At 59.5% G+C, this 14,558-nt stretch carries 14 protein-coding genes; 6 read left to right on the plus strand and 8 right to left on the minus strand.

The window, feature by feature from the left end; genetic code table 11:
* Window positions 1-74: 74 nt before the first annotated feature.
* Window positions 75-1,502, minus strand: coding sequence for an ammonium transporter (locus VB780_RS10765; RefSeq protein ID WP_323351147.1), 1,428 nt, complete (start codon window positions 1,500-1,502; stop codon window positions 75-77).
* A 514-nt stretch (window positions 1,503-2,016) separates the two neighbouring features.
* Complete coding sequence (gene purE, locus VB780_RS10770; protein WP_323351148.1) at window positions 2,017-2,550, minus strand: 5-(carboxyamino)imidazole ribonucleotide mutase; 534 nt, start codon at window positions 2,548-2,550, stop codon at window positions 2,017-2,019.
* Between the two features lie 175 nt (window positions 2,551-2,725).
* Between purE and bchM the strand changes: the two genes are divergently transcribed.
* The 3 genes from bchM (at window position 2,726) to VB780_RS10785 (ending at window position 4,166) form a co-directional block, all read left to right on the plus strand.
* Window positions 2,726-3,415 carry a magnesium protoporphyrin IX methyltransferase gene (gene bchM, locus VB780_RS10775; RefSeq protein ID WP_323351149.1) on the plus strand — a complete coding sequence of 230 codons (690 nt, stop codon included), beginning with the start codon at window positions 2,726-2,728 and terminating at the stop codon, window positions 3,413-3,415.
* A gap of 26 nt (window positions 3,416-3,441) precedes the next feature.
* Window positions 3,442-3,828 carry a DUF423 domain-containing protein gene (locus VB780_RS10780; protein WP_416349219.1) on the plus strand — a complete coding sequence of 129 codons (387 nt, stop codon included), beginning with the start codon at window positions 3,442-3,444 and terminating at the stop codon, window positions 3,826-3,828.
* Between the two features lie 110 nt (window positions 3,829-3,938).
* Complete coding sequence (locus VB780_RS10785) at window positions 3,939-4,166, plus strand: hypothetical protein (protein WP_323351151.1); 228 nt, start codon at window positions 3,939-3,941, stop codon at window positions 4,164-4,166.
* Between the two features lie 53 nt (window positions 4,167-4,219).
* On the opposite strand, the gene VB780_RS10790 is transcribed toward VB780_RS10785, so the two are convergent.
* Together VB780_RS10790 and VB780_RS10795 are read right to left on the minus strand one after the other, a co-directional pair.
* The gene (locus VB780_RS10790; RefSeq protein ID WP_323351152.1) at window positions 4,220-4,456 is read right to left on the minus strand and encodes a ferredoxin-thioredoxin reductase variable chain; all 237 of its coding nucleotides are present in this window, start codon (window positions 4,454-4,456) and stop codon (window positions 4,220-4,222) included.
* A gap of 117 nt (window positions 4,457-4,573) precedes the next feature.
* Window positions 4,574-5,011: a hypothetical protein gene (locus tag VB780_RS10795; RefSeq protein WP_323351153.1), complete on the minus strand. Its 438-nt coding sequence runs from the start codon at window positions 5,009-5,011 to the stop codon at window positions 4,574-4,576.
* A 157-nt stretch (window positions 5,012-5,168) separates the two neighbouring features.
* Here VB780_RS10795 and VB780_RS10800 point away from each other — a divergent pair, with 157 nt between their 5' ends.
* The gene (locus VB780_RS10800; protein WP_323351154.1) at window positions 5,169-5,876 is read left to right on the plus strand and encodes a substrate-binding periplasmic protein; all 708 of its coding nucleotides are present in this window, start codon (window positions 5,169-5,171) and stop codon (window positions 5,874-5,876) included.
* On the opposite strand, the gene VB780_RS10805 is transcribed toward VB780_RS10800, so the two are convergent.
* Together VB780_RS10805 and VB780_RS10810 are read right to left on the minus strand one after the other, a co-directional pair.
* The gene (locus VB780_RS10805; RefSeq protein ID WP_323351155.1) at window positions 5,830-9,594 is read right to left on the minus strand and encodes an EAL domain-containing protein; all 3,765 of its coding nucleotides are present in this window, start codon (window positions 9,592-9,594) and stop codon (window positions 5,830-5,832) included. The two genes, VB780_RS10800 and VB780_RS10805, sit on opposite strands and share 47 nt — an antisense overlap.
* A 268-nt stretch (window positions 9,595-9,862) precedes the next feature.
* Complete coding sequence (locus VB780_RS10810; protein ID WP_323351156.1) at window positions 9,863-10,573, minus strand: lysozyme; 711 nt, start codon at window positions 10,571-10,573, stop codon at window positions 9,863-9,865.
* A 408-nt stretch (window positions 10,574-10,981) separates the two neighbouring features.
* Here VB780_RS10810 and VB780_RS10815 point away from each other — a divergent pair, with 408 nt between their 5' ends.
* Window positions 10,982-12,301 (plus strand): pitrilysin family protein, encoded by a 1,320-nt coding sequence (locus tag VB780_RS10815; RefSeq protein WP_323351157.1) that lies wholly within the window; start codon window positions 10,982-10,984, stop codon window positions 12,299-12,301.
* Between the two features lie 12 nt (window positions 12,302-12,313).
* Window positions 12,314-13,174: a fructosamine kinase family protein gene (locus VB780_RS10820; protein ID WP_323351158.1), complete on the plus strand. Its 861-nt coding sequence runs from the start codon at window positions 12,314-12,316 to the stop codon at window positions 13,172-13,174.
* On the opposite strand, the gene VB780_RS10825 is transcribed toward VB780_RS10820, so the two are convergent.
* Window positions 13,163-14,263, minus strand: a complete 1,101-nt coding sequence (locus VB780_RS10825; protein ID WP_323351159.1) for an alpha/beta hydrolase — start codon at window positions 14,261-14,263, stop codon at window positions 13,163-13,165. The genes VB780_RS10820 and VB780_RS10825 overlap by 12 nt on opposite strands.
* 94 nt (window positions 14,264-14,357) lie before the next feature.
* Window positions 14,358-14,534: a hypothetical protein gene (locus VB780_RS10830; protein ID WP_323351160.1), complete on the minus strand. Its 177-nt coding sequence runs from the start codon at window positions 14,532-14,534 to the stop codon at window positions 14,358-14,360.
* Window positions 14,535-14,558 lie beyond the last annotated feature (24 nt).

Genomic DNA, 14,558 nt, shown 5'->3' on the forward strand with positions numbered 1-14,558 from the left:
CACCCGCGCAAGCTGCGCGAGTGCCTCAACACTATGGTGCTAACCCAAAGCAAAAACTAACGCTTTGGGAAAAGCTACATCACACCCGTCATATCACTGGTGTCTTTGAGAAAGCCACTGTAGGCCTCCATACCGTGCTCACCAATATCTAGACCTTTCATCTCTTCTTCAGCGCTGACCCGCAGGCCTAGCACAGACTTGAGAATCAGCCAGAAAATGGAAGAAATTACGACTGTGAACAGACCAATGGTCAAAATGCCGAGGATTTGTACTCCTAGCTGACCTAAGCCACCCCCGTAGAACAGCCCAGCGATACCTTCACCCCCTTGGGTGAAGTTGTTGGGGTTGGCAAACAGACCCACGGCCAGGGTACCCCAGATGCCGCAGACCAGGTGCACAGAGGTCGCGCCCACAGGGTCATCGATTTTGATGCTGTCGAAAAAGCCCACCGAGAACACAACGAGGATGCCTGCAACCAGACCAATCCAGAATGCCCCGGCGTAGCCAACAACAAAGCAGCCCGCTGTAACCCCCACTAGACCAGCCAAAATGCCGTTGATGGTCATCGAAAGGTCAGGCTTGCCGCTCAGAGCCCAAGAGGTAAAGGTAGCTGCTACACCACCGGCAGCAGCAGCCAGGTTAGTGGTCACTGCAATGTAGGGCACCGCCAGATCGGCGGCTAGCTGAGAACCGGGGTTAAACCCAAACCAGCCCAGCCAAAGAATTAGACAGCCCAGGGTAGCAATGCTCAGATTGTGACCGGGTAGAGCGCTGACTTGTCCTTCTGCGGTGTACTTACCCATGCGGGGCCCGAGGAAGGCAGCACCCATCAAGGCTGCCCAGCCGCCGACGGAGTGCACAATAGTAGACCCGGCAAAGTCATGGAAACCCAGCTCAAACAGCCAGCCGCCGCCCCAGAGCCAGTGCCCCGTAATGGGATAGGCAATAGCGGTCAGCAAAACGCTGAAGATAATAAAATCGACCAGTTTGATGCGCTCAGCCACAGCTCCCGACACAATGGTGGCGGCTGTACCGGCGAAGGCCGCCTGGAATAGGAAGAAAGTGTCCTTTGACAAGTTGAGACCGTCGGGCCCCAGACCGTAGAGCTCAGGCGCACCACCGAGAAAGAAGCTGCCCCAGCCAATCCAACCGTTACCGTTGGCTCCGAACATAAGCGAGAAGCCGATGAACCAGAAAGATAGAGTCGCCAGAGCAAAAACGATCAGGTTCTTGGTCAACACATTGACGGCATTCTTTTGCCGACAGAAACCCGTTTCTAGCATGCCGAAGCCGGCATTCATGAAAATTACTAAGAAGGCAGCAATCAGCACCCAAATGTTGTTGAGGGTGACTTGCACATCAGCCGCAGTCAACTCTTCCTGAGCCTGAGCCGCTACTCCCCAGGTGGCCAAAATAACCAGCGTCAGAGGGATGCAGGCTACCCAAGCCCAGCCGCCAACGCGGCCAAACAGACGCTTAATCGCCTGGTCAAAGGGCGGCACACTGGCGCTCCAGAAGCCGGGTTTAGACCGCCTCCGGAACTTAGAACGATTACGCAACACTAAATTAGACATCTCAACAGACGTTCCTTCAACACAATCAGACAGTGAACACGGCCTACCGTTTCTAGACCTGCACCCTCAGCCGCACGGCGGTGAGACAGACCCGTATGGGAGCTAGAGCCCACAGAATTAATGATTTCTGCGAACCGGTATGCAAAAGTTGCAAGTTTCTAACGGCAGCTAACGTTAGCCGAAAAATGCCTTTAGAAACCTACGCCAATCTGCCTGGGCATTTTTTCGACGCTGGCAGGCAGAGGGATTTGCGTATAGATAGAACATGTTGATTCCATCAATTCTGAGGCAGGCAATCTGTATCAGGCGATACACAAGGCTCCGCAAGACCGCTGCATCCCCCGTGTAGCCCTGAAAACATAGGGTTAATTAATCACAAATTGGTCCTTTGCCAAAGGTGTTTTAAGGCAAATCGCGGTTGAGAGAGCGTCGTTGAGAGGGATTAGCCCTGATTTTGCAGATAGCTTTGGGGACCGATCTGGTCGAGTTTTTGCTGCTTAGCCATCACCGATGCCTCTAGTTCGCGGCGGTACTCGGTGACTCGATCGAGGAGAACAGGGCGACCTGTGGCCAAGATCTGCACCGCCAGCAGCCCGGCATTCGTCGCGTTGCCAATGGCTACCGTGGCCACCGGAATGCCCGCTGGCATCTGCACAATCGAGTAGAGGGAATCGAGCCCCTGCATGGTGCGGCTGACGACCGGGACGCCAATTACCGGCAGCGGGGTGAGGGCGGCGACCATGCCGGGCAGATGGGCGGCTCCGCCGGCCCCGGCAATGATCACCTTGAGGCCGCGATCGCGGGCAGTCTGGGCATAGGTGACCATGCGCTCGGGGGTGCGGTGGGCCGACACAATGGCGACTTCGTGGGCAACCCCAAACTCGGTGCAGACCTCAATGGCGGCGGCCATGGTGGGCAGGTCTGAATCACTGCCCATAATGATGCCGATTTCGGGGCTAAGGTTAGGGCTAGTCATCGCGTTCACCGCTGGAGAATAGGGCCTTCCCATCATGCCACTGGCGGGTTCTAGCCATTGCTCCCCTAGGGATTTTGGTGGGCATTTTAGGAAGATTGCGTTTCGTTGCGAGCCGTTTTGGCGCAGCAAAACATCATAGAATTTTACAGAAGTTAGCAAACCCCAAAGCCCGCCCATGACTGCCACTGACGATAAGACCGTAGTTCGCGAGTATTTCAACGCCATTGGCTTTGACCGTTGGCAGCGCATCTACGGCGATGGCGAAGTCAACAAAGTCCAGCTCGACATTCGTAAGGGTCACCAGCGCACCGTAGACACGCTGATGGGCTGGCTAGAGGCCGACGGCAACCTGGCTGGGCTCACCTGCTGCGATGCGGGCTGTGGTGTGGGCAGTCTGACCATTCCCCTGGCCCAGGCAGGAGCGATGGTCTATGCCAGCGATATTTCCGCCAAAATGGTCGAAGAGGCCCGTCAACGCGCTGAGGTAGTCTTAGAAGGGCAAAACCTGCCCACCTTTGAGGTCAGAGATCTAGAAGAATTGGCCGGTCACTACCACACGGTGATTTGCCTAGATGTGCTGATTCACTATCCCCAAAACCAGATGCAGAGCATGATCAGCCACCTGGGGTCGTTGGCCGAGTCGCGCCTGGTCATAAGTTTTGCGCCCAAGACCGTGTTTTATAGTGCCCTGAAGAAGGTGGGTGAGTTCTTCCCAGGGCCGAGCAAAGCGACGCGAGCCTACCTACATCGGGAGGCGGATATTGTGAAGGCTCTGGAGGCCGATGGCTGGCGTATTGAGCGACGGGCGATGACTAAGTCTCAGTTTTATTTCTCCCGTCTGATAGAAGCAGTCAAGACCGCGTAACCCAGCAACACCAGGCAGTTATGACAGTGGAACGGCTCTTTATTGCGATCGCAGCGGTACTGGGCGGCACCGCCGTAGCAGCGGGGGCCTTTGCCACCCACGCCCTCAAACCTCAGCTCAGCGAGCGTCTGCTCACGGTGTTTGAAACCGCCGCCCGCTACCAGATGTACCACGCCCTGGCCCTGCTGCTAGTGGCCCTAGTGCGGCACCAGGGGTTAGGTGCTCCCGGCCTACTCACCGCCTCGGGTTGGGCTCTGATCGCCGGTACGGCCCTGTTCTCGGGCAGCCTCTACGCCCTGGCCCTCACCGGTCAGAGCGTGCTGGGGGCCGTGGCTCCTATTGGTGGCACGGCTCTCATGGTGGGTTGGGGGTGCCTGGCGGTGGCGGGGCTGCTGCGATCGGGAGACGCCTAACAAAACGGTGGAGAGGATGAGGAAAGAAAAAGTCCCTTCGCTTACCCACCCCCTCACTCACCCACCCCAGGCGGGCAGGCTATGATAACCCTGTGTCACGCCGGGCCGCTATGTTTGAATACCTATCGCCGCGATCGCTGGCTACGCCCCAGGAGGTGATCGAGTACCTGGAACTCCAGCAGGCCGCCCAAGACTTTCGCCTGGAGGTAGAGCATCGGATCAAGCTAGACGCCTACTACCAGTGGTATGACCAAGTGGCCGCCGAGAATCGGCGCGATCTGGAGCAGATGCGATCGGAGGTCAATGTACTGGCCTGGGTTAGCCGCCGCTCTGCCTAAAAATCAGCCAAGCAGGGATGCAATCAATTTTGGGAGAGCTGTAGAGCCCAGGGCTAGAGGGCTTCTAGCTCATCTCGCTTGAGGTGGGCGCGCATGGGCCGCTTGGCTCCCTCGACCTCAAACTCCACCTGAACTGGAAAGTTGGGGCTGATGGGGCGGCCTTTGTAGTCAGCGAGAATATTCAAAACGACCCCCTCTAGACCTTGGGCATCGAAGGCTTCGTTGCGGTGCAGCGGGTGGTGATAAAAAATAACTGATTCTTTGATTCGGACGCGATCGCCAACATTCATAACACACACTCGCTCTTACTCGATCCTCCCTAGCGCCTGGTGACCAGGTGGGGGCTTGCTTTTTTGTAGCCTTATTATCTTTGCACAGGTTGGACGCTTGCACGTGGGCGCTGTCGATTAGGTCGGGCTGTTCCCTGGCTGAGGGCCGTAGGGCTGCATAATTTCGTCCAGGCGCTGGGCCATGGCGGCCATTTCGGGGTCGCGGCGGGCCACCAACTGGGTGCGATCTTGAAAGGCCTGGCCAATCTCGGTGTCGTGCAGCAAGTGGCGGGCCTGGTTGAGCAGCTCGGGGGCGCGCTCTAGGGGCTGGGGCTGTTTTGACATCAGCACCTCGTCGATCTGCACAATTAGCTGAGAGATGGGCCGCAGCCAGCTAAACTGCTCATGGTTGAGCACCAGGCGCAGGTAGTCGCCTTTATTGGCGATCGCCCCGTGGCTGGCCTCGTAGCGGTCTTTCTCGGCATCCATCAAAATTTTGTGGGCCTTCAGCAGCAGTGGCCGAAACTGGCGCAGGGGTTCAAAGGCCGGATCGGTCGCAGGATTACCAACAGTCATCTAACTCTCGCGCAGGCATACATTACTCCCTTCACCATTCCACGAAAAGAGAGCGATTTCAAGCGGCAGGGCTCTCGGTGTGGCTCTGGGGGGAGGTAGCCCTCATGGGATGACTGGGTTTGGTGTCACAATAGCCCTACGTTCCTTTTACACGGTCATGGACTTTACCACCGTTCACCCAGGGCAGCTTGCCATTATTGCTAACGATTTCGATGCCCGGCCCATGAGCTTTGTGCAAGACGGCGATCGCCAGGGCTACGAACCTGCCGTGGCGCGGGCGGTGAGCGAGGTGCTGGGGCTAGAGCCGGTTTGGTTTGACTGCCCCCCCGAAGAGTATTACCCCACCCTCAGCACCGGCGACTATGACGTGGTGTGGTTTAGCCAGGCCATTACCCAAGATCGCCGCGCTTGGGCCGACTTCACCCGTCCCTACGGGCGCTTCGATGAGGCCGTGCTGGTGCGCGAAGACAGCCCGATCCACACGCTGGCCGACCTGGCGGGCAAGCGGCTCGGGTCCCTGGCGGGCAGCCGTCCCCTGGCCCTCACCGAGGCCCTGCCCGACCTGGAGTGGGTGCCATTCAAAGGGGCAGACCACACCCGGCCCACTCTGCTAACGGCCCTGGCCCAGGGCGCGATCGATGCCCTGGTGGGTGATGCCCTGCTGCTGCTTACCGCCGAGGCCGATACCACCAGCCTGCGGGTAGCCTTTCAGATGCCCACCCAAATTCCTTTTGGCATTGGGGTGCTGCCGGGCAACCGAGAACTGCTAGAGGCGCTCAACCAGGCGATCAATCAGCTGATTATGAACGGCACCCTGGCTAAGCTGTGGGCTCAGTGGATTTCCTACAAGCCGTTTCCGTTTTAGCGGGGCTAGGCTGAGGCAATTGGGCAATAAACGCCGTGGCGTCTGCCACCGAGAGGGGGCGAGAGAAGTAATAGCCCTGCCCCGCCTGACACTGGTGGGTCTGAAGATAGACGGCCTGTTCGGCGGTTTCAATGCCTTCGGCCACTACCGTTAAATTGAGGTTGGTGGCCAGACTGATAATGGCTTTGACGATCTCGTAGTCGCCTGTGCTCGGGCCGGAGCGGTGCAGGTTGGTGATAAACGACTTGTCTATTTTGAGCACGTCGATGGGAAACCGGTGCAGGTAGCTGAGGGATGAGTAACCAGTGCCAAAATCATCCATACAGATCGCAATGCGCCGCTGGCGCAGCTGTTGGAGCAAGTCAATGGCCATCTGGGCGTTTTGAATCAGCACGCTTTCGGTGATTTCGACCTTCAGATGCTTCCCCTCCAGGCCGTTGCAGCCCAGGGCGGCATCGATTTGCTGAATCAGATCTGGGCGCACAAACTGCTTGCCCGAGAGATTGACGCTGACGGTGAGAGCGTGGCTAGAGGGATGCTCGTGCTGCCAGCAGCTCAGCTGACGACAGGCTTCGTTTAGAGTCCACAGGTCGAGGGTGGTAATCAGCCCAGTATTTTCGGCGATGGGGATGAAGTCTAGGGGGGACACCAGTCCCCGACGAGGATTTTGCCACCGCACCAGCGCCTCAAACCCCTGGATAGCGCCGGTGACCAAATTGATAATGGGCTGATAGTAGAGCCGCAGCTCGAACCGCTCTAACGCTCGGCGCAGTTCGTTTTCAAGCTCCATCTGCTGCATCACCAGGGTGTGCATGGGAGCGTCAAAGATGGCGTACTCGCGGTTGCTGCCCTTGGCTTTGTACATGGCGATGTCGGCATCGCGCAGCACTTGGTTGGGGTCGGTGTAGGTGGTGTCGCTGAGGGCAATGCCGATGCTGGCGTGGATAAACACCTCGTGCCGTTCGAGCAGCACCGGGCTTTCGAGAATGGCGTGAATGCGCTGGGCCATGGTGACGGCAACGGCGGCATCGCTGAGGTTAGCCAGCAGCACCACAAACTCATCGCCCCCCAGCCGGGCGGCGACATCCACCGGGCGCAGGCAGGTTTGCAGCCGCTGGGCCACCACCTGAAGCAGCCGATCGCCGATCGCGTGGCCCAGGCTGTCGTTGATCACTTTGAAGCGGTCGAGGTCGAGAAACAGCAGGGCAAACTGGTTATCGCAGCAGAGGTCAGGCCGCTGATTGGGCGCGGGGAGAGCCAGGGGGGCGTGGTTTTCGCAGTGTTGGTGCAGCTGGTCGAGCGCCTCAGACAGCCGTTCTAAGAACAGCGTTCGGTTGGGCAGCCCGGTGAGGCGATCGTGGGAGGCGTCGTAGCGCAGCTGCGCTTCAAGGCGTTTGCGCTCGGCCAGTTCGAGCTGGGCTTGGGCATAGAGCTCGGCCTGGTGAATGGCGATCGCCAGGTGGTCGGCTAGCCGCTTAATCAGCTTGATTTCGGCCTCGCTCCAGCGACGGGGGCCAGGGCACTGGTGCAGGCTCAAAATGCCCTTCACCACGCCCCGATAGCGAATGGAAACGGCCAAAATAGCACCGATGGAAAGCTCTCGGGCCAGGGGCAGGTTGGGCACCAAGGTCGGTTCAAGGCCGACATCATCCACCACCACCGGCAGGTCTTCGGCCAGCACCCGCTGGGCGTGGGGATTGCCCTCGATCGGGATGGTCTGCCCCTGTAAACTGCTGATGCCGGGCACACTGGCCGCATTGGTGTGCACTAAAAACGCGTCGGTGGCCTGACAGAGAATCACCAACCCTCGGCTGGCTTGAAAGGTGTGCAGCATCTCGGTCGCTGCCCGCTGAAGCAGCGTCTTCAGCTCCAGGCTGTCGCCAATGGCACCAATGATGTTGTTGAGCAGCTTTTCCTGCTGGGCTAGGGTGGCGGTTTGAGCCAGCAGCTGACTCTGCTGGAGGGCAATGGCCACCTGATTGGCCAGCTGAGCCACCAGGGCGCGCTCCTTGGGCTGCCACAGGCGCGGGCTGCGGCAGTGGTGAACGCACAGCAGCCCCCACAGATCGCTGCCGCAGTTGATCGGCACCACCAGATTGGCCTGCACCTGAAAGCTCGCTAGCAGCTCGCGATAGCAGGGGTCGATGGTGGCCTCAGCCAGGTCGTTGACACAGTGGGTGCGCCCCTGGCGGTAACGGTCAACCAGCTCAGGCCTGGTCAGAAAGCAGGTGTCTTCGATGGTAAGCCCCAGGGTCACCTGCCAGGGGGGCAGCACGGCTTCGACCACCATGGTGCCGGTGAGGTCGGCGTTAAAGCGATAGATGAGCACGCGGTCGGTCTGCAAAAACTGCCGCACCTCGGTAACGGTCGTCTGCAGGATTTGATCGACCTCTAGTGACTGGTGAATGTGCTGGGTGATGGTGCGAATCAGGCGCTCTTCTTCGGCCCGGCGACGCAGCGCCGCCTGGGCCCTGGCCAGGGGAGTAATGTCGGTGGCCACCGACCCGAGAATGGTAGTGCCATCGGCTTCTCGACTGACCGGAAACAGCACCGAGCGAAAGACCCGCTGCTCTCCCCCAAGGGACAGGGTATCTTCTACGGTGAGAGGGGCTTGGGTGGCCACGATGTGCTGTACCCGCTCCATAAACCGGTTAAATACCGAAGGCGGCAGCAGATCGGCAAAGGAGCGCCTTACCAAATCGTGGGGATGCAGTCCAAACTGGTCGGCGGTGGCTTGGTTGACCTGCCGATAGTGCCCAGTGGAGTCAAAGATGCTGACCAGGGCCGGGGCGTTGTCAATAAACGCCTGTATCTGCTGGTTGGCCCTGGTCAGGGCTTGCTCGGTTTGCTTGTGTTCAGCGTCAAACCGGCCTCTTGCGCTGGCATCGATCACCACGATATCCCAGGCAATGGCCCCGCTATCCAGGCGTTCGGGGCAGCCGATGCCCTGGAGCCAGGTCTGCCGCCTTGAGGGAGCCCGCAGACGCCACTCGCAAAACCAGGGGGTGAGGGTCATGCCAGACTGCTGAAGCAGCCCCTGGACGGTGCTGCGATCGTCAGGATGCATGGTCTGCCACAGCTGTTGGGGATGTCCCTGCAGCTGGGCTGGCTCTAGATCCCAAATCTCGGTACAGCCTGGGCTGACGTAGGTAATATCGTCGCTGCCGGAGGGGTGCTGCACGTAGCGCAGCAAGACCCCCGACAGGTTGGCCACCACCCGCTGTAGGTGGCTTTCACTGACTTGCGGCTGGCGGTCGGCCTGGCGTTGAGTGGTAATGTCTTGCCCAATGCTGGTCAGGCGCTGCATGCGGCCGTCGGCGCTGGTTAAAATGGTGTTGTTCCAGGCGATTCGGCAGCGACCGCCGCTGCGGGTCAAAATGTCGGTTTCGTGGCGGGTGGGGAACTGGCCCTCGGCTATGGCCCCCTGCCACAGATCGCCCAGTGCCTGCCGATCTTCTGGGGGAATCAACAGCCCAAGCCATCTGCTGCCCACGACCTCATGGCGCTGCCAGCCGGTCAGATTCAGCAGGTAGTCATTACAGAACACAATGCGGCCGTCGCTATCGACCACAAGCCCAGCTAAGGCCATGGTCTCGATTACCGCCTGAAAATGCTGTTCTGATACCTGAAACTTCCCAGTTTGGCCATCAACTGACTGGGCGTCAGGGCTACCCGCTAGGCGATCGGTGTCAGGCGAAGAATTGCAGTCATCGGTCATACAAGACGTTTTTAGGGGCGAGAGCAGCCTGAAAGAGGCCACGTAAACTAGAGGCGTTCCCAGCTCATTTTTCCCACCCTGCGACCGGTTACTGGGGTGACCGTTCATAGGTCTTAATGGTTTCTATGGTAGCTAATGGCACCCGACCTTGACGATCCCGGTGCGATCGCACTGCCAACGTGAATCGGCCCTGGGTGCGATCGCACCCAGGGCCGGTCTGTCAGGGTTTTTGTGTGGGCCAAAGCCGGGGCGATCGCCCAGATGCGGTCTAGAGAAACTGCTGCCAGTTTTCGCTGCGAAACAGGGCGCGCTCAGCCTTGCGGCGGCGCTGTAGGCCGGGCATAATGTTGCCCCCCGCATATACCCACTTGGCAAACTCCTCCGACGCGCCAGCTATGTCGCCAGCGTTGAGCTTCTTCAGCAGAGTAGACGACTGCAAATTGCCGGGGCCAACGTTAAAGGTAAACGACACCAGGGCCGAAAACTGGTCGCTGGTCAGCGTCCGCGTCACGTTATCAGAAACGGCCTTTTCGTACTTTTTGAGGTCACGCTTGAGAATTTCTTCGGCCTCGGCACGGCTAATCGTCAGCCCACGGTAGACCTGCGGTGCCCCCGCAGAGGAGGTATGACCGTAGCCAATCGTCCAGGGTTCGCCCCCGGTACCGGGGTCAGGGTAAGCGCTGAGGCTGAGTCCCTCAAACCCCTTGACGATCGCTAGACCCGCTGCATTGATGACGTTGCCTGGCGGTGGCGGTGGGGGCGGCGGCGGCATCGGCTGGGGCTCAGGCCCCCCGGTGCCAATCGACACCGTCATGGCGCGGGGGTAGTCAGCCCGCTGAAACCACGACTTGATGCTGCCGATGTTGACCACCTGCTCCTTCGGGTTGTTGCTCGACGGATATTTTGTGATGCGAGAGATCCAGTAGCCTCCCTGCATCAGGTAGATGGCAATGTCTGTCTCTTTAATCCAGGTTCCCATGTGACCTCCCCGAGGCAGTCCGCATACCAGGAATTTACAATACTTTCGGAATAATGGGCCATTGAGTTCTATTGAGTTCTACTATTTTGCCCTCTCCTAGAAGAATGATTTCATCCTTCTTAGGCCCACCGATCGCCCCTGCCCTAGGGGCAAAATCGGCGAGAGCGCGGCGGCAGCCATGGGGATTAACCGGTTCAGGCCGGCTCATCTGCTAAGGTTTCGATCGGTAGTTCGACCGGTCGGTGGGCCAATTTTCTGTTACCTTTCCTGCGGGTTGTGCTTGCCGCCCAGAGCGGCTTGGCAGAATGATTTTCCCCACTGGCCGCCAGACAGGCGGTTGAGTCGTTAAGATATTCAAAGATTAGTATTGTTAAACTCAACTGTCTTTTCTGGTGGCTAGTTAACTCTATGGCTTTGCTCTCAGCAACCGCAGATCTGCCTTCTCGCCTGGTGTCGCCCACCATTCGTCGTCTGCCCAACGGCCTTACGGTCATCGCTGAGCAAATGCCCCTAGAGGTCGTCAACCTCAGCCTGTGGCTGCGGGTGGGCTCAGCGGTAGAAAGCGACGCCATCAACGGCATGGCCCACTTTCTAGAGCACATGATTTTTAAGGGCACCCAGCAGCTGCAGTGCGGCGAGTTTGAGCGCCAGGTGGAAGAGCGGGGCGCTTTTACCAACGCCGCCACCAGCCAAGACTACACCAAGTACTACATCACTACAGCACCCCAAGATTTTGCCGCCCTCGCCCCGCTGCAAATTCAGATGGTGATGGCCCCGCGCCTCAGCGACCACGACTTTGAGCGCGAGCGCCCAGTGATTTTAGAAGAAATTCGCCGCGCCGACGACAACCCCCGCCGCCGCACCTACTCCCGCACCATGGAGCTGGTGTTTGACCGGCTGCCCTACCGCCGCCCCGTGCTGGGGCCGACTACGGTAGTCGAGGGGCTCACCCCCGCCCAAATGCGCGAGTTTCACAGCACCTGGTACCAGCCCCAGAGCATGACGGCGGTGGCCGTGGGCAACCTGCCGGTCGAAACCCTGATCGCCACGGTAGCCGAGGGCTTTGAGCAGGCGATGGCCCAGCGATCCACAGCCCTCGACGCCACTGACTCCATTGAGCGGTTTAAGCCCCTGCTGCCCGGCGACCTAGAGCCGCCCTTTGCGGCGGTGCGGCGGGCCGTACATGTCGATGCGGCCATGACCCAGGCGCGGCTGGTGATGACTTGGCGGGTGCCCGGTGTCGCCAACCTCGAAGACACCTACGGCCTGGATATTTTGGCCTCAATTTTGGGCCGGGGGCTGACCTCGCGCCTGGTGCGCGACCTACGGGAAGAGCGCAAGCTGGTGACCAGCATTAGCTGTACCAACATGACCCTGGCCCACCAGGGGGTGTTTATGGTGTCGGCTCAGCTGCCCGCTGAGCATCTGGATCTGGTAGAAGGAGCGATCGCCCAGCACATCGCCACCGTCATGGCAGCGCCCGTCAGCCCTGCAGAGTTGCGCCGGGTGCAGACCCAGGTGGCCAATCGGTTTATTTTTGCCAACGAAACGCCGAGCGATCGCGCCGGGCTCTATGGCTACTACCACACCCTCACGGGCGACATTACCGAAGGCATCAACTACCCCGGCTATATTCAGCAGTTGGGGGTAGACGAGGTGCTCCATGCAGCCCAGCGCCACTTGTCGGGGGATGCCTATGGCGTGGTAGCCCTCCAGCCAGCGGCCTAGGACGAGTTGACTATGTGGACTGCGATCGCCCAGCACATTGGCGCTAAAACCGGCACCGCCTTTGCCATTGCCGATCGGCGATCGGTGGGGGGCGGCTGCATCAACCAGGCCTACCAGGTCAGCGACGGCATCCAGTCGTATTTTCTCAAGCTCAATCAGGCCTCGCAGGTGGCGATGTTTGAGGCTGAAGCCCTAGGTCTCAAAGATATGTACGATAGCCAGACGATTCGCGTGCCCAAGCCGATCTGCTGGGGCACGGTGGATGGATCGGCCTACATTGCCATGGAGTGGCTAGAGCTGGGCAGCGGCGGCGATGCCTGGAGCCGCATGGGTGAGGCCCTAGCGGCCATGCATCGAGTCACCAGCGACAAAGGCTTTGGCTGGCACCAGGGCAACACCATTGGTGCGACCCCGCAGCCCAACCCCTGGACGGCCACCTGGCTAGAGTTTTACCGCGAGCACCGCCTGCGCCACCAGTTTCGTCTGACGGGTCGCAGGGGCGGACGGTTTCCGCGTCAGCACGAGCTGCTGATGGCGCTGCCCGACTTGCTGGCGGGCCACGACCCGACCCCGGCCCTGGTGCACGGCGATCTATGGTCGGGCAATGCGGCGGTGACGAAAGATGGCGAGCCGGTGATTTTAGATCCGGCGACGTACTACGGCGATCGCGAGGTAGACATCGCCATGACGGAGCTGTTTGGCCGCTTTCCCGCAGCATTTTACGACGCTTACAACGCCGTCTACCCGCTGGATGCAGGCTACACCACCCGCAAAACGCTCTACAACCTGTATCACATCCTCAACCACTTCACCCTGTTTGGCGGCAGCTACGAGTCGCAGGCCAACCGCATGATCGACCAGCTATTGCGGTGAAGCGTCAGGCGGATTGGCAGACCCCACAGCCTGTTCTAAAAACTCAACCGATCGCTCCAGGGCGAGCTGACCCGCCTCGGTATCTAAAACAAACTGGTACTCGTGGCCTAGCCCCGGCTTGTGATCGGTTGGAAAGAACAGGGTGTCTGTCGGCACCCCCAGTTGCTCAAGGCGATCGGCCAGGGTCACCGAGTGCGGTAGCAGCGGGTCGGAGTTGCCAGCGGAGATAAACGACGGCGGGAAGGCGGCGGTGACGTAGTCGGTCACGTTGGCTAGGGCAAAGTATTCATTCTCCGAAAAGTTTGGGTCGCCGCTATAGGCCCACAGCACCGTGGTCATAAACCGGCCAAACGGCCCGCTGAGATTGATCGATCGCACGTTATAAGGGCCGCAGTACAGCAGCATTCCGGCGATCTGCTCGGGGTTGACGGTGGGGGTGACACCGAGCGCCTGGGCGTAGGTGGGCTCGGTGATGACCACGGCGAGCTGGGCCGAAATGTGGGAGCCCGCCGAGTCGCCAGCGAGGAAGAGGCGGTTAGGGTCTACATGTAGGCGATCGCTGTGCTCGACCAAATACCCCAGCGCCTTGTTGACCTGGCGAATGGGGGTAGGAAACTTGGCCCCCGGTGCAATGGCATAGCCGACGCTGACCACGGTAAAGCCGCGATCGGCCAGCACTCGCGCATAGTTGCCGATCTGTTCTTTGTCGCCTGAAATGTATGCACCGCCGTGGCTCCACACTACGGTGGGCAGCTTTTCGCCCTCGGCTAGGTCGGCGGGGAAGTAGACATCGAGGTAGGCATTGCGATGGCCCTCTTGGGCCGGTCTTTGACCATCGCCTACGGTGTAGTTCTCGTCGAGAATCGACGATACATTCCTTGGCACGTAGGATTCGAGGGCATCAGAAACATCTACCGCCCCGGCATCAAAGGCCTGACGAATCAGCAGTGCCGAGGGCCACGGGCTGAGGCGAAAGGCGGCATAGGTGCCAGCGCCAACCACGACCAACAACCCCAGCGCCGAGGCCAGCCCCACCGCCAGCGCTTTGCCGTGGCGTTTCAACCGCGAACCTTTCGAACTCTTTGCCATAGGAATCTCGTCGTCGCTCAATGGCCATGACAATAGTACCAAGCTCGCTTTTAGGATCCAAAAATTTTGGCTTTCCACTCCAGGCGTAGGGCCGCTATCTGGCGATCGCGCGCTCGATTACTGCCCAAACACACTGCCTGGGTCGAAACTTCTGTGAGGTAGTCTGCAATTCGCGCCGCCCCAGCATCGCGTTGGCATCGGCTTTGAGCAGGTTAAACACCTGGGGAAGGTACGCACTGTACTCATCCCGCGCTCCTGCTATACCCGCCACACCAACACTCCCTCCCTCCCCTAA

The organism is Leptolyngbya sp. CCNP1308 (assembly GCF_034932455.1).
In the GTDB taxonomy this organism is placed as follows: domain Bacteria; phylum Cyanobacteriota; class Cyanobacteriia; order Phormidesmidales; family Phormidesmidaceae; genus Nodosilinea.